Here is a 16,707-nt window from a genome sequence, read left to right as displayed (position 1 = left end):
AATGAAAAAAATACTTGTTGTTGGAGCCAATGGGCAGTTGGGGAAATGCCTGCAGAAATTATCTTCGGATTATGACTGGAGCTATAACTTTATATTTTTAGCCTCCGGCGATCTGGATATTACCGATTCAGGGGCAGTGCTTTCGGTTTTGGAAGAAGAGAAACCGCACTTCTGTATCAATGCTGCTGCTTACACCGCTGTGGACCTGGCTGAGCAGGAGGCCGCGCAAGCCTTCGCAGTGAATGCAGAAGGTCCGGGAAATCTGGCACAAGCCTGCAGAGAAGTAGGGGCGATGCTCATTCATATATCTACAGATTATGTGTTTGACGGTGATACCGAAATCTCTTATGATGAGGATAACTTTACTAACCCGAATGGGGTCTACGGTGCTTCTAAGCTGAAAGGTGAACAACAGGTGATGGAGTCTAATCCAAAATCTGTTATCATAAGAACTTCATGGCTCTATTCGGAATACAATAAGAATTTTGTAAAGACCATGCTTCATCTTTTTTCTGAAAGAGAAGAGATAGGAGTGGTGAATGACCAGTTTGGTCAGCCCACCAATGCGAATGATCTTGCCGAAGCTATAATGCATATTATAGAGTCAGACAAACGGGTTTATGGTGTATTTCATTTTTCAAATTATGGAGAAACCACCTGGTTTCATTTTGCCAGAAAAATTGCTGAACTTTCCGGTTCTGATATAAAGATCAAAGCACTCACGACCGCAGAATATCCAACACCCGCCGCAAGGCCGCGCCGCAGTACATTGGCGCTGGACAGGATTGAGTCTGCGTACGGAATAGAACCCAGGTATTGGGAAAACAGTTTACAGGAATGTTTGCAAACAATTATGGTGTCAAAATGAGAAAACTGATCTGTTTGTCCGCATTAATTGCCACTCATTGGGCATTTGGCCAGAATGTGATCTGGAACGAAGTGGTGAAAAGCCGGGAGGGAACAGAAAGGGAGCTGTACCGGATTAACCCAGAGATTTCCAAAGCTGAATATTTGGGTGAAGTGGAAGTTCAGGGATTCTCTGCTGACGATGCGAAAGTATTTGGACTTATATATAAGAAGGCTAAAGAAATCGGAGCAAATTCATTTTCATTCCGCCCTTTTGAATCTGTGGACGGCAAAAAGCAGAAATTTGATCCGTGGAACTATCGGATAAGTTTATATTATATGCCTTCCGCAGAAATTCCCGAGGAGAAAGGAGTGCTCTATATATATGCGCCGCCCGCGCAGGACCAGAGTGTTTCTTTAAATAATACTAAAATAAAGTTTAAGGAGCGCACGTATACAGTAAGGAAGCTTGCAGATGGTGAAACCTATTCACTGTCTACCCGTAAACTCCTGGGTTCCTCTGTAAAGCTCAAAGCAGATGTAAATCAACCCGCTCAGTATCTGCAGCTTCAGGCCTTCCAGGTACAGTCGGCACCGTATGGGGAGGCGGGCATTAATCTTAAGTCGGGTGATATCATAAGATTGGAACGCTCTTTTGCGGATTTCCTTAGCGTTGTTTATACCCAATTTAAATAACTTTAAAGACAGGGGATCAATTGTAAGCAGTTTATTGGGGCAATATTTTTGGGTTAAGAGTTCCAATTGTTTTTCTCAGTTAAATATTTCCCCCTTCACCCTCAGTCATTTACACAATTTCCTGAGAATTTTATAACATTTAATTTGGAGGGAGTGGATATTTAGGTATCTTTGCAGTCCCAAATCGAGAGACCAGGGAGCGAAGTAGAAGACAAGTCAGGATGTAGGTAATAAGAGAGTAGAGCGGTTTTAATCGGTTTAAAATTTTATCAAAAAACATTTGGCAGTTTAAAATTAAGTTGTACTTTTGCAGTCCCAATTCGAGGTAACGAGAAAGGGGAAGCGCAGGAGAGACTTAAGGGTCAGATTTGAGAGAGAAGTTTATTATAAGGCGGTTAGTTGCTGATTGAAACAGTGGTTAATTCGGGCTTAAAAATTTCTTAAAAAAAGATTTGGTCATTTAAAAAATAGTTTATACTTTTGCACTCGCAATTCAGAGGCACAACGACAGAAGATGCGTCTGGAAATAAAGCGAAGAGAAGAGAGATCATTGACATACAAATAACAACCAAAAAAAGTAAGGAAAAACCAAAGCGTCAATAACTTTGAGTGAGCGTAAGACAAACATACAATGGAGAGTTTGATCCTGGCTCAGGATGAACGCTAGCGGGAGGCCTAACACATGCAAGCCGAGCGGTATTTCTTCTTCGGAAGAGAGAGAGCGGCGTACGGGTGCGTAACACGTGTGCAACCTGCCTTTATCTGGGGGATAGCCTTTCGAAAGGAAGATTAATACCCCATAATATAATGACTGGCATCAGTTACTATTGAAAACTCCGGTGGATAGAGATGGGCACGCGCAAGATTAGATAGTTGGTGAGGTAACGGCTCACCAAGTCAATGATCTTTAGGGGGGCCTGAGAGGGTGATCCCCCCACACTGGTACTGAGACACGGACCAGACTCCTACGGGAGGCAGCAGTGAGGAATATTGGACAATGGGTGAGAGCCTGATCCAGCCATCCCGCGTGAAGGACGACGGCCCTATGGGTTGTAAACTTCTTTTGTACAGGGATAAACCTACCCTCGTGAGGGTAGCTGAAGGTACTGTACGAATAAGCACCGGCTAACTCCGTGCCAGCAGCCGCGGTAATACGGAGGGTGCAAGCGTTATCCGGATTTATTGGGTTTAAAGGGTCCGTAGGCGGGCCCGTAAGTCAGTGGTGAAATCTCGCAGCTTAACTGTGAAACTGCCATTGATACTGCGGGTCTTGAGTAAATTTGAAGTGGCTGGAATAAGTAGTGTAGCGGTGAAATGCATAGATATTACTTAGAACACCAATTGCGAAGGCAGGTCACTAAGATTTAACTGACGCTGATGGACGAAAGCGTGGGGAGCGAACAGGATTAGATACCCTGGTAGTCCACGCCGTAAACGATGCTAACTCGTTTTTGGATTTTCGGATTCAGAGACCAAGCGAAAGTGATAAGTTAGCCACCTGGGGAGTACGAACGCAAGTTTGAAACTCAAAGGAATTGACGGGGGCCCGCACAAGCGGTGGATTATGTGGTTTAATTCGATGATACGCGAGGAACCTTACCAAGACTTAAATGGGAATTGACAGATCTGGAAACAGATTCTCCTTCGGGCAATTTTCAAGGTGCTGCATGGTTGTCGTCAGCTCGTGCCGTGAGGTGTTAGGTTAAGTCCTGCAACGAGCGCAACCCCTGTCACTAGTTGCTAACATTCAGTTGAGGACTCTAGTGAGACTGCCTACGCAAGTAGAGAGGAAGGTGGGGATGACGTCAAATCATCACGGCCCTTACGTCTTGGGCCACACACGTAATACAATGGCCGGTACAGAGGGCAGCTACACAGCGATGTGATGCAAATCTCGAAAGCCGGTCTCAGTTCGGATTGGAGTCTGCAACTCGACTCTATGAAGCTGGAATCGCTAGTAATCGCGCATCAGCCATGGCGCGGTGAATACGTTCCCGGGCCTTGTACACACCGCCCGTCAAGCCATGGAAGTTTGGGGTACCTGAAGTCGGTGACCGTAAAAGGAGCTGCCTAGGGTAAAACAAGTAACTAGGGCTAAGTCGTAACAAGGTAGCCGTACCGGAAGGTGCGGCTGGAACATCTCATTTTAGAGACTATACGTCACAACTAATTAGGTACGCAAGTACCACAAGCACTCACTTAGAGGATGCTTTGGTTTTTTTACTTTGGTTGCTTATTAAACAATACACCCACTAGAAATTAGTAATAGGGAAGAGATACAAGAGCCAGGAGCCAAGAGTCAAGACAAAAAAGTCTTGTATCTTGAATCTTGATTCTGGAAGTCTGAAAAGACAGTCTCGTAGCTCAGCTGGTTAGAGCGCTACACTGATAATGTAGAGGTCGGCAGTTCGAGCCTGCCCGAGACTACTAATTACAAGACGGGAGATTAAAAGACAAGAGATGGGAGACGAGAAAAGTCTCAGATCTCAAATCTAAACATCTCAAGTCTAAAACTAGAGGGGGAATTAGCTCAGCTGGCTAGAGCGCCTGCCTTGCACGCAGGAGGTCAAGGGTTCGACTCCCTTATTCTCCACAGTTTTATAAGTTTGATTTAAAAGTTACGGATAGAGCCAAAAACAATATCCGTTCATCAGGCTAATAAGAAGAAAAAAGATCATTGACATTAACGGTAAGAACATCACAAAGAGAAAACCGAGCACCTGCGGGTGTGAAAGTTTACAAAATAAAAGGCAGCACGGTTGTGCTGTTATTAAAAATACTTAAACTAATAAAAATATTAGGAAAGAAATCGTTAAGGGCGTATGGCGGATGCCTAGGCTTTCAGAGGCGAAGAAGGACGTGGTAAGCTGCGAAAAGCTCGGGGGATTGGCACACACGAATTGATCCCGAGATGTCCGAATGGGGCAACCCGGCTGGTAGAAGACCAGTCACCCGCCGCAAGGCGAGGAGCAAACCCGGAGAACTGAAACATCTAAGTACCCGGAGGAAAAGAAATCGAAGAGATTCCGTAAGTAGTGGCGAGCGAAAGCGGATTAGCCCAAAAGCTTTTATATGTTTAATAGAACGTTTTGGAAAGAACGGCCATAGAGGGTGACAGCCCCGTATATGAAAGGCATACATAAGTGATAAATGAGTAGGGCGGGACACGTGAAATCCTGTCTGAATATGGGGGGACCATCCTCCAAGGCTAAATACTCCTGAAAGACCGATAGTGAACAAGTACTGTGAAGGAAAGGTGAAAAGCACTTCGAATAGAAGGGTGAAAGAGAACCTGAAACCGTACGCCTACAAGCGGTCGGAGCCCACAAGTTGGGTGACGGCGTGCCTTTTGCATAATGAGCCTACGAGTTAATTTTACTAGCGAGGTTAAGCACTTCAGGTGCGGAGCCGGAGCGAAAGCGAGTCTGAACAGGGCGCATAGTTAGTAGGATTAGACGCGAAACCTTGTGATCTACCCATGGGCAGGTTGAAGCTTTGGTAACACAAAGTGGAGGACCGAACCGGTTGACGTTGAAAAGTCTTCGGATGACTTGTGGGTAGGGGTGAAAGGCCAATCAAACTGGGAGATAGCTCGTACTCTCCGAAATGCATTTAGGTGCAGCGTCGATGTTAAGTTTATTAGAGGTAGAGCTACTGATTGGATGCGGGGGAGTCAAATCCTACCAATTCCTGACAAACTCCGAATGCTAATAAATGTTCGTCGGCAGTGAGGGCATGGGTGCTAAGGTCCATGTCCGAGAGGGAAAGAACCCAGACCAACAGCTAAGGTCCCCAAATATATGCTAAGTTGAAATAACGCGGTTGGACTGCATTGACAGCTAGGATGTTGGCTTGGAAGCAGCCATTCATTTAAAGAGTGCGTAACAGCTCACTAGTCGAGCGGTCCGGCATGGATAATAATCGGGCATAAGCATATTACCGAAGCTATGGATTTATAACTATGGAGTTATATCTGGTAGGAGAGCATTCTATTTGCGCAGAAGCAGTACTGTGAGGTATTGTGGAGCGGATAGAAAAGAAAATGTAGGCATAAGTAACGATAAAGCGGGCGAGAAACCCGCTCACCGAAAGACTAAGGTTTCCTCAGCCATGCTAATCAGCTGAGGGTTAGTCGGGACCTAACGCGAACCCGAAAGGGGTAGTGGATGGACATAGGGTTAATATTCCCTAACTTGCTCACATTAAAAAGGGGACGGATTTACGTACTTGCTGGAGACTGACGGAATAGTCAAGGCCTAGCCTTCGGGCGAAGCTGCTGCAGGGAAATAGATTCCAAGAAAAGCCGAAGTGAAGCAACCCGTACCAAAACCGACACAGGTAGTCGAGGAGAGAATCCTAAGGTGCTAGAGTGAATCATGGTTAAGGAACTAGGCAAAATAGTCTCGTAACTTCGGAAGAAGAGACGCCATCAGCAATGGTGGCCGCAGTGAAGAGGCCCAGGCGACTGTTTATCAAAAACACAGGACTCTGCTAAATCGAAAGATGCTGTATAGGGTCTGACACCTGCCCGGTGCTGGAAGGTTAAGGAAGGTGCTTAGGAGCAATCCGAAGGCATTGACTGAAGCCCCAGTAAACGGCGGCCGTAACTATAACGGTCCTAAGGTAGCGAAATTCCTTGTCGGGTAAGTTCCGACCTGCACGAATGGTGTAACGATCTGGGCACTGTCTCAACCATGAGCTCTGTGAAATTGTAGTATCGGTGAAGATGCCGATTACCCGCAATGGGACGAAAAGACCCTGTGAACCTTTACTATAACTTCGTATTGACTTTGAATAAACAATGTGTAGGATAGGTGGGAGACTTTGAAGCCGGCACGCCAGTGTTGGTGGAGTCAACGTTGAAATACCACCCTTTGTTTATTTGGAGCCTAACTCGCCTCGGCGAGGACACTGCGTGGTGGGTAGTTTGACTGGGGTGGTCGCCTCCAAAAGAGTAACGGAGGCTTTCAAAGGTACCCTCAGCACGCTTGGTAACCGTGCGTAGAGTGTAATGGCATAAGGGTGCTTGACTGTGAGACCTACAAGTCGATCAGGTGCGAAAGCAGGACATAGTGATCCGGTGGTTCCGTATGGAAGGGCCATCGCTCATAGGATAAAAGGTACTCCGGGGATAACAGGCTAGTCTCCCCCAAGAGCTCACATCGACGGGGAGGTTCGGCACCTCGATGTCGGCTCGTCACATCCTGGGGCTGGAGAAGGTCCCAAGGGTTGGGCTGTTCGCCCATTAAAGTGGCACGCGAGCTGGGTTCAGAACGTCGTGAGACAGTTCGGTCTCTATCTATTGCGGGCGTTAGATGTTTGAGAGGGCTTGAGTTTAGTACGAGAGGACCGACTTGAACAAACCTCTGGTGTATCTGTTGTGCCGCCAGGCGCACCGCAGAGTAGCTACGTTTGGAAAGGATAAGCACTGAAAGCATATAAGTGCGAAACCTGCCTCAAGATGAGACATCTTTTAAGGGTCGTGGGAGATGACCACGTTGATAGGCTACAGGTGTAAAGTCAGTAATGGCATAGCCGAGTAGTACTAATTACCCGTAGATTTATAGCCTGATATAGGCGCACCCTGCAGGTGCATGCACGGTTATCTCTTTGTGAACGTTTTTATCGATTTTTTAAATCAGACAGAAGATTTAAAGACAAGAGATAAGAGACTAATGTCTCGTGTCTCAAATCTATTCATCTCCAATCTATTTAAAATACATATACTGTACAACCTTTTGTACAAAACAACCTTTAGGGTGGTTTTAGCAGAGGGGCTCACCTGTTCCCATTCCGAACACAGAAGTTAAGCCCTCTAGCGCCGATGGTACTGCGAAAGCGGGAGAGTAGGTCGCCGCCAGTTTTTTTCATCCGCCTCGGCGGGACACAATCCTCAATCACACACGTGGTTGGGGATTTTTTTGTTTGGTGGAATAAAGAACAAAGAACAAAGAATAAAGAACAAAGAACAAAGAACAAAGAACAAAGAACAAAGAACAAAGAACAAAGACTTCAGATATGAGATATTAGAGGTTAGAGGTTAGAGGTTAGAAGTGAGATGTGAGAGGGTAGACTGCTTATAGCCTACTGCTGATGGCTGACTGCTGACCGCAGAAACCAATCACCAGTCACCAGTCACCAACGGCCAGCCACCACTAACAATCCTCACAGCACACTTCAGTTATCGGTACGAGCCTGGAACTTCGGTAAATCCTGTACTGTCCCAGCATATCGGTAAGCGGATTCGCTATGTTGCGGTTTTTTATATAGTCGTCGTAGGAGATTTCACGGTCATTCCTTTTATTTCGGTTGTCATACTGCCATTTATTGTTCAGCGGAAACATTTCCACAGCAAGTACGCTCAGATTATTGTTCCTTGGAAGACCCAGTTCTTCAAGTTTGTTTCCAATCTCATTTACAGTGAGGCGAGCAGTACCTTTTTTATTTCCTTGTGGTCTTAACATAGCTCCATTATGAGATTTCCCGGGATCAAATAATAATGGTCCGGAATCAATCAAAATGTTCCTAAAAGATTCGCCATCGGCCTGCATAACCTGTGTATACAGGAGATACCACAATGAAGTGTTAGGTGGAAAAGCTGTTATATCCTCCCCGTTGAGCACCGCGTTTGCGAAATGTGCCGTAATCTCAATTTCTTTTTTTGCAAGTGGATTCGCTGTTTCTACCCGGTAGGCGTTGCACACCAGTTCAGGAGCCGGATGCTGTACGCCATTCACTTTTAGCCTACGCCCGTAGCGGCCCTGTGCGGTACTCCATAACTCCTTTTTGTGTCCAAGCCGTATTTCATAAGTAAAAAAGCCAAATAATTCATCACTGTTTCCATGCATACCGTGCGGAAGCGGTAGCAAATAGGTACGCGGATTATCTGTGGATGCGGGAATCATTTCCTGTAAGACACCAATACCTGCAAAGTCATTGATCACCCCCGGGATTATTTCGCGTATTTCTTCGGGGTTAAGGCGTATTGGCAGGTCCTCGCTGATTTCTGTAATCAGATCATTATCCACACGGCACAGGTAAGGATCTGGCGAATAAGCAAGAACTCTGGCGAAGTAAGTATCTTTCGGGTCCTGAGGTGCTTCATCAAATTCAAACCAGATATACTTCTGCCTTTCATCCGAAGAGCGGTAGAATTCTTTGTCATAAACATAATTGCTCAAGGCTATACCGACTGAAACCATCTTTGGGATCTGGTGCGGAATGGTAGTTATTGGCAAATCAATCTGCAGTATTTCAAGTTCATCCTTACGGATAGCTTCGTAACCTTTTTTATAGTTGGCCACCAATCTGTATTGAGCCGAAATCTCCCGTGGAAAATTTTTGAGGTATTTATCAGGATCGATACAGTCCAGAAAGATAATTCTGCTTGCCTGCCGGTCGGCTTCATCCAGCATCGTCATACTGGCGACATCTTTCACACTTATGCTGCCCACCTCTTCCTCGCTTTCGCCGGGACGGTTTATTTTTCTGAACACCGTAAAACTGTCTTCATGTAAGCCCTTCCACGACCAATCCCGCAGCAAACTGAAATCCAAAGTGACCAGCCAGCGGTTGAACAGTTCTTTTGAACTGGACAACGTTACTGAGCCTGAGTCAGGAGAAAGCGAATGCCGCAACTCATTACTTGCACCAAACTGTACGCGTTTCCCTTTTTCGCCCTGAAGGGTAAGGTTGTGAACTGTTAGATTAAGGGCATCAGCCAGTCGCTGCAGTTCAGGAGAGGTTTTGTTTGGTGTAATTTTTACAAGGTCCAGTTTAGATTTGGATACTGCAGCAAGTTCAGGCTGCGGGTCCGGCTGAAGATAGAATGCCCGCAGGCCACCATCTATGGGCGAAAGCAGATCGCTTTCATCTTCGGCAATTTTGAAAGAGGTCAGCATCGTGCTGCTGCCTTCTTTTACAAAGGGGGCGGCATAGTCGCCTTCAAGGTCAGCTCCGTCTACTAGCGGCGTAAGTGTCAGCCTGACTTCCCTGGATGTCGGCAGAATTAAATCATTCGGACCTTCATCATCCAGCGGGTTCAGGATTTTTATGTCCTGATAAATGATGTTAATTTCTGCTTCAAGATCATAATTCTCTGTCTCTTGATCAAAAGGGATTTCAAATATCTTTTCTTTCCAGGCGAAGAATGATTCCTTACCGGTAATTGACTGCACATTATCCATTTCCAGGGATTTTATCTCTACCAGGATTTTAAATGTTTTTATATCGGGGTCCGGTAGTCCTACGGTATGCTGGACACGGCTCTCAGAATTTTGTGGAGGTGGAATGTTGTCAATTTTTTGTTTAAGCAAAGTTACCGCGTCGCTATATTTACCTGTAAATGCAACCGCGGGATAGCTGAGCAGCGGGCGCTTGATCCGCAATTTGTTTGAAGCATCCAGTAAATTTTCCAGTATGCTGGTGTCTTTTACAGTGGCAACAGACTGTAACTTGTGAAAAGCATCAACATTAGCGATAATGAGTTTACCTGCTTGCACGTTTCTTCTGAAATGTACATCTGCAACGGGTCTCTGACCACCGTTCATCTGTTCATCTTCCACCCGGGGACCACCGCCCGAAATATCCATCAGACGGATACGGAACTGGTAATCATTTCCATAAATAAGATCAACTTTGTGATCTTCATCCTGTTGGTAGGGATGGAATGTCGGTTTCGGTTTCAGGTTGATGGCATTACTGCTGCCCGCTTTCTGTAACGGCACCCTCGTTTTTGCTAAATGATAAATTTCCTCAGCATCTTTGTCAGGAACCACCATAGACTTACCGTTCCATGAGGCAAAATACATCGGCAGCCAGAAACCCTCCTCCATTGTATTTCCATGTGAGGTAGGATAAACTTCAGTAGGCAGTTCTAAGGACTGACCCGCCGGAACCAGCGTTTCGCCGTTAATCAGCATATCCTGCCGCACTACAATCCTATTTTGCGATGACCATTTGGTGTCACCTAACTTCCTCACATCCACCTTATAACCGAATACACCTAAGGGAGCGTCAATTTTCTGCTCTGTTATCTCATCTTTTTGCCTGAGTTGGCGGTTGCCCCAGATAATCAGTTGCTCATCGTCCCAGCCCAGTCGCAGACCCACATCCATGACCGGAGGGTTACTCACGTCTTTTTCCTGGAGCAAATCCTGATTCACGGGCTGGTTCGCATGCACAATCCTGGCAAAACCATCATTATAAATCAACGATTCCTGCATCACTTCATCGTACGTAGCGGTATTCACAGCCACCTCCTTAACCGGAAAAAGAACCGGTGAAAACAGTCTGCGGTCTCCCTTAAGAGCCGGGATCCTGGCTGCGTAAACCGCTGTTTGTACACTGCCAAATGAACTCGCAGGTGCAAACCGGTGGAAGAGCCAGCCGCCTTTATCAAGCACCGACAGGTCCACTTCTATACTGGCTTTGATTATAAATCCTGCTTTTTCAGCGAGCAGAGGATTGCGCAGGATGAAGGCCATGAGTTTTCCCCAGGAGATATAATTTCTGTTGGTAACCGGATCTGTATTTTTCTTTTCCTTATTCTTTATAATACACTCATATTCATCATCTGTAACCGCAAACCGTGTTCTGGGGCTGGTAAAGTTGAATGCCTTCCGGTAAGTTTCGGGTAAGTATTTCCTGATTGCCACATTCTTAGCTGCATACTGCTGTATTTGCTGGGATGCACCGGAATCTTTATTGAGATTTTTATCTGAGGTTACCTTGAGTCCGTCATTCAGATCCAGCTGCTGCATCACCGCAGTAATTGTGTTTCGCTTATGGGTTGGGGGAGAATTGACCTCCGGGATTTCAGAATAAACAGCGGCGGAAAAGAGAGGTAGACCCTCCAGTCCCTTAATCATTTTTGTTTCAAGATCAAAATTTGTGTCGGCAAAAGCCGGAATTCCGTTGACGCTCTCCAGCAGATTTATATTGCGCGGCAAAACCATAATATTAAAGTAAAGTCTGCCGGATTCATATTTCTGCGGAAAAGTAAGTAAACTGTATAAGGGTTCCATGGTTTAATCGTGTTTGGTTAACTGATCTGTCGGGTTTCCTCCCAGGTTTCCGTAAAGTTGATGTTGATGACAAATGCAATCGAAATATCAAGTGCAAATGTGCATTTGGCAATACAGTTGGTAGGTTGGCTGGAATCCACCTTTTTGTGGATCTGTCCGGCTGCTTCTATAGAAATTGTTATGGTAACGATACCACCCAGAATTTCCACCCGGCCTCTGAAGTAGATGAATGCGCCTACGATAACGTCCACGCTGTTTATCTTAATATCCACACCTACCATAAAGAGAACCGCTACGGAGCCAATAACAGGTAATCCGACAGCCAGTTCCACTCCGAAACCAAATTTAAAATAGAGTGTAGGCGGTGTGTTAAGGTCGGCAGCCAGACCTACTTCCGCACGGCCTACCGCATAGATTGTAGCTGCGGCTACACTCACACACATCACTCGCAAATCCGCACCCAACTCCAGATAGGCGCCCACAGAAGGTTTCAGCTGATTTATCGTATTTGGGATCTTGATAGGCTGATTAAAGTACACCCCAAGTCTGAAGAAGGCATCCAGTTTGAGTGGCGTGGTTGGTGAATTATAATTCACGGGGTCAAAAGGAAATTTGACTAGAGGTATTTCCTTATCAGCTTTGAATTTATACTCCCAACTGTCGGCCGAATTGCTCATCACGATTTTCAGCGCTTTTTTTACCGCCTCAGAAGGCTGCATGGGATCCAGATTGTTCAGAAATTCCAGAATATCATAAATGGTCTGCAGTTCTTTGCAGAGTTTTAACTGAGGGCTGCTCCCCGTATTGAATCCGGCGCTTATCTTCTTACCGTTTCCGAAATCTCCGGAGATGTACATGATGGGTTTAAAGACCAGATCCACACCTATGGTAAGATGATGCATCTGATTGCTCCAGCGGTCCTCAGATACGGAATCTGTCACATATTTGATTACCGATTTATGCGACGGATTGCCATTTTTATCAACCGCATTATATTTGATGTAAATCCTGAAAGCATCACCTTCTTTTCCGACGATATTATAATTGAAGTTTGAGGGCACTTCATAATTGAATATTTTCTTCACTCCACCAGTTACCGGGCCGTCGGGCAACAGGTCGATTACCGTTTGCGCGGCATTATCCACTTTTATTGCTTCACTCAGATTGGGGAAAGGACCTTTGGAACTGAGTAGCCTGAAGCTGTCGGCCAGAAGCGCAGGGTCAGCAGTGTATTTTTCAGTCTGCCCTTTTAAGTACTGTACGGAGTTCAGTAACAGCTTTTGAGTTTCTGTATTCTGCAGAAATCCGTAGGTTCTGCTGAAGCTGCTCACCGAATTCTTCAAACCATCAGGGAATGCGACAAGGGTTTTGGTGCTATTCAGCTGGAACGGGTTGCCGTGGTTTTTGGGTCTTAGTCCATCCTTCACTAAACCTACGGTACTTCCTGTTTTCAGATTCTGAACAACTCCCGTGTTTTTATCAACCTCTACGACACTCCAGCTACCGTCCGGTGGTAAAATTACCGATCCCTTTACAGATGCTACAAAGGTGATTGCCCCGTTATTGTCATTCTGATAGGAAGGATTTACCTCTACTGAATTGCTTTTAAACTTTTGAAGTGTTCTTTCTACAGGTAGAACAGCATCGATTTCACCGCTGACGGGGTTTTGACTTTTATCCAGTATCTGCCTCAGAACTCTAGCAGGCACCGGCACACCCTGAGGTTGGAGCTGCAGATAACCTTTGAACCTCTTCCCTGTAACCTGATTATCCAAAGGATCCAATTTCACATCAGCATCAAAATAAACAGCTACAAATTCTGCCTCTTTTGTTCCGGCTGCATTGGTCTGAAGTGCACTGTTATTTACGGAGAAATCTCCGTTCTGCAAATCAAAACTGAATTTAATGACGTCATTATAGTCTTCTTTAATGTTGGTGACGTTAAAAAGTCCCTGTACCAAACCGGGGTATATATCATAAATGTTAGGATAGAACACAGTGCCATTATTGGTGGGCCAGTGAAAACTGAAGTCGAAGAGACCTTGGCCCTTAGCCACCCAGCCGCTGTCTTCACGGAAGATTACGGCGTTATTGTTCCTTAGAAAGGTTACTGTTCGGGTAGTACAGATCCCCCAGGGATAAATAACACTTACGGCCTGCACCAGTTCATAGGCAGTTCTGCCTTTCAGGACATTGAATTTGGCCTGCGCAATGGCAGCAAACTTAGCCGTCGGGTTCTGCCAGTCACTGAAGGTGCTTGCACCATAACCGGAAAAATCGATATGGGTAATGGGAACGCCGACATCCACTTCCTGATTCTGCGGGTTAAAAGCACCGTTGAAAATGGTGGTTACAGACTGGCCTAAAATGCTTACGTTAGTGAAATCAGTAAGGTTGTATAACTGCTCCGTTTTTCCTCTCATGCGGGGTGGCTGGTCAGGATTTGGATCTTTGAAGGCTGCAATCCTAAACTGGAGGCCGCCGGAGAGGCTTTGGTTTTGATGTTCAAATTTGGGCATAATGAAATCCAGGTGCCCTTGCTGCCACATTTTCTCCTGATTGTAGGGATGCAGTGATACCACTGACAGTTTGGCGTTAGGTAAGCTGAAAAGAATTTTGGACTGCAGATTTGTGGATTCACCGGTAGGCGACTTCAATGTTTCCCGGAAACTTTCCAAATAATTCCTGGGGTGTATTTTTACCGGCTTATTATACAGTTGGCTAAATACTGTAGGTACACTGTTGTTCTTCTGATTCAGAATTCCTTCCGGGGGATCCATCCCGTGGTCCGGCGGAGTGATATTGGCTACAGGTTCCCAGCTAATGTGGGGAAGTGTGAGTCCGTGCATAAAACCCATTGGTGTCTGCAGATAATTTTTATTAATGGTGACCACATTCTCATCCGTTATATTAACATCATGTGAATACAGTTTGCGCATGATGTCACGGTTCTCCATTGTAAGCGCCACACCCCAATGGTCAGATTCGGTACTCACATCAAACAGCATGAAATTATTGTTCATACGCAACTCCTGATGCTTGTATCTGTTACTGTTTACAATATTCTCAGTGTTTACTGTAAAACTTTGCTCACTGAACTGCCGGTTCATTTTAAAGGTGACCTCAGCCTCTTTCAGCCCGCTTTCCTGACTCCATTTTATGATGGCCTGAAAGACACCGGATACTACACTGTTGCGGGTCTTTTGATGTACGTAACGGTTGGCCGTATAAGGATGAGGAAGTGTAGGCAAAACATGATAGATTCCGTACTGCAGTAGTAAATTTCCTTCGTAAACATTGTTTTCGTCTTTATATTTCGCATTCAGGAATAACCCCAGTTCCTCTGTAGTTGTAAAGTATGCATTCTGGAGTGCGAACTGATACCTGGGCAATGGAGTATTGGCTCCCGGCACCTGATCTTCGGTCAGCATGTCGCTGTCCAGGATCATTATTATTTTCCCATTTTTCCCATGTACCCTGGCGTATATGCTTTTTTTTGTCTTTGGATGCACTGGCCTGTTATCGGCCAGCAGAGGTTTATTTATGTAAAAATCCGTATCCGCAAAGGCGCTTATCATGTCCATCTGGCCACTTTGAGAAGTGATTTGAAGAGATCTGTAGTCCAAGAAACCTACCTTAAGCTCCATTTTTTCAGCATTTTCTGCGGAATGCTGCCAAAGTTTCAGATGGTCCTGCACCGAACCGAAAACTGCTGAATCAGAACTGAGATGTACAAGTCCGCTCATGAACAGCAGTTCGCAACTGTTCGCTTTCACCATCGCAGCGGAATTCCTGATGCCGTCCCAGATGCAACTGAGTCCCGGTCCGAGCGTTGCTCCAAGTACACCGTTGAACTTCACTTCTATACTTTGGTTTTGCACCAGGGTTGCGCTGGGCAGGAGCCACCGGAAATTGCCGGCCGGGCATCTTCCTTCCAGATGGTATAGTTTAGATTCGGATTGGCGTACTGTTAAATGATTTTCTGCGGAAGTAAGATGGAGAACAGCATGGCTTTTAACGGCATCCCAGGCAAAGGTGGACGAAAATGAACTGAGACTGATTTCCTGACCAAGTGTCTTTCCGGTGAACTTTTCACTACTTGTAATCCGGAAGCGTGAATTTAATGATTTCAGTTTGAGTATTGCCGTAGGAGTGAAAACGGAGTTCCGGCCATCGGTTCCAATGGATTCAACTGCTTCAGGCTGGTAGGAATTGTCCAGACTGAATTCGCATTCCATCTGCGAAGTTTTTGGTATTAGGATAGAGTTGTTGCCGGGAGGGAAGTTGCCACCCAATTTCACTGTGCCGGAGGAGATGCGCAGACCAATATATTTTTCCTTTGGTGCTGCGGGATCCAGCAGGTCTGCTCTTATCCAGACGCTTCCTTTAATCAGAGTAAGTGTACTGAACCGTGTGCCGGCCAAGACCAGACGGGGTAAACGGACAGGTAGGACCATTGCGGCCTGAGTTTCTCCCGGGAAGAGGATTTTAAAGTCATCTATATACCTGTAAATATTAATGAATATTTCTAGTCCGTCCAGCGTTTCGAAAGGACCCATTACCTTATCTGCTACCATAAAATGCGAACTCAGGTCCAGGCTGTCCTTCAATGCAGACAGGGCAGCTATTGAATGATGGGCTTCCACCTCATACTCAGCACGTACAGCCGGTGGAATGGCAGTTTGCCCAATATTCTTCAGTTTCAGGATCTCGCGGTTTTTCCTTTTTTCCAAAACCAACTGCGGAGCGCGCAATGGTGGAGCGGATTTTTCGCGGACATGAGATTTCTGAAGCGCGGTTATGAGTGATTCAAGTTGCTGTGGCCGGATTTGCTGTATGGATTCCAAATCCAAATCCTGCAATAAATTTATTGCTGATTTAGAGAGATCGGGCATTTTACTGAGTTTTGTGGTTGGTAGTTTTTCGTTTTTTTGTGAAAGAAACCTTTAAGGCCAAATTCCTAACACACAGGTTGGCGCCTGTAGCCATCGTAGCCCTGTGATTGCATCTGTGAAATGCAATGCCTTACGAAATTAGGAAGATTTTATTCAGGTTGTATGTAAAAAGTGAAAAATACTAACGAATATACCTGTTATAAGGGATTTGTTTCAGGGGGGAATCCCCAGTAGAGCACTTACCC

At 45.6% G+C, this 16,707-nt stretch carries 4 protein-coding genes, 2 tRNA genes and 3 rRNA genes; 7 read left to right on the top strand and 2 right to left on the bottom strand.

Features of this window, described 5'->3' with window-relative positions:
* The first annotated feature begins 1 nt into the window (after position 1).
* From rfbD to rrf, 7 genes are all read left to right on the top strand, one after another.
* Positions 2-868, top strand: coding sequence for a dTDP-4-dehydrorhamnose reductase (gene rfbD, locus F7R58_RS11425; protein ID WP_158065038.1), 867 nt, complete (start codon positions 2-4; stop codon positions 866-868).
* The gene (locus F7R58_RS11420) at positions 865-1,542 is read left to right on the top strand and encodes a hypothetical protein (RefSeq protein WP_158065037.1); all 678 of its coding nucleotides are present in this window, start codon (positions 865-867) and stop codon (positions 1,540-1,542) included. The genes rfbD and F7R58_RS11420 overlap by 4 nt, the downstream gene beginning before the upstream one ends.
* A 628-nt stretch (positions 1,543-2,170) precedes the next feature.
* Positions 2,171-3,689: ribosomal RNA gene (locus F7R58_RS11415) — 16S ribosomal RNA — on the top strand.
* Between the two features lie 206 nt (positions 3,690-3,895).
* Positions 3,896-3,969: transfer RNA gene (locus tag F7R58_RS11410), tRNA-Ile, on the top strand.
* A 92-nt stretch (positions 3,970-4,061) separates the two neighbouring features.
* Positions 4,062-4,135, top strand: a tRNA-Ala gene (locus F7R58_RS11405).
* Between the two features lie 209 nt (positions 4,136-4,344).
* Positions 4,345-7,111, top strand: a 23S ribosomal RNA gene (locus F7R58_RS11400).
* 186 nt (positions 7,112-7,297) lie between these two features.
* A 5S ribosomal RNA gene (gene rrf, locus F7R58_RS11395) occupies positions 7,298-7,405 on the top strand.
* Together the 16S, 23S and 5S rRNA genes with 2 tRNA genes alongside form the textbook arrangement of a ribosomal RNA operon.
* A 292-nt stretch (positions 7,406-7,697) precedes the next feature.
* On the opposite strand, the gene F7R58_RS11390 is transcribed toward rrf, so the two are convergent.
* A complete protein-coding gene (locus F7R58_RS11390) occupies positions 7,698-11,567 on the bottom strand; it encodes a hypothetical protein (RefSeq protein ID WP_158065036.1) in 3,870 nt (1,289 codons plus the stop codon).
* Between the two features lie 17 nt (positions 11,568-11,584).
* Positions 11,585-16,462, bottom strand: a complete 4,878-nt coding sequence (locus F7R58_RS11385) for a hypothetical protein (protein ID WP_158065035.1) — start codon at positions 16,460-16,462, stop codon at positions 11,585-11,587.
* Positions 16,463-16,707: the final 245 nt, after the last annotated feature.

The organism is Chryseobacterium sp., from assembly GCF_008831505.1.
GTDB lineage: Bacteria > Bacteroidota > Bacteroidia > Flavobacteriales > Weeksellaceae > Marnyiella.
Note: the sequence above shows the minus strand (reverse complement) of the source record. Positions and strands in the feature narration are given on the sequence as shown.

Bases quoted from the DNA above. Each gene is read 5' to 3' on its own strand.
- F7R58_RS11420 (WP_158065037.1), top strand. From the start codon at position 865: ATGAGAAAACTGATCTGTTTGTCCGCATTAATTGCCACTCATTGGGCA.
- F7R58_RS11390 (WP_158065036.1), bottom strand. From the start codon at position 11,567: ATGGAACCCTTATACAGTTTACTTACTTTTCCGCAGAAATATGAATCC.
- F7R58_RS11385 (WP_158065035.1), bottom strand. From the start codon at position 16,462: ATGCCCGATCTCTCTAAATCAGCAATAAATTTATTGCAGGATTTGGAT.
- rfbD (WP_158065038.1), top strand. From the start codon at position 2: ATGAAAAAAATACTTGTTGTTGGAGCCAATGGGCAGTTGGGGAAATGC.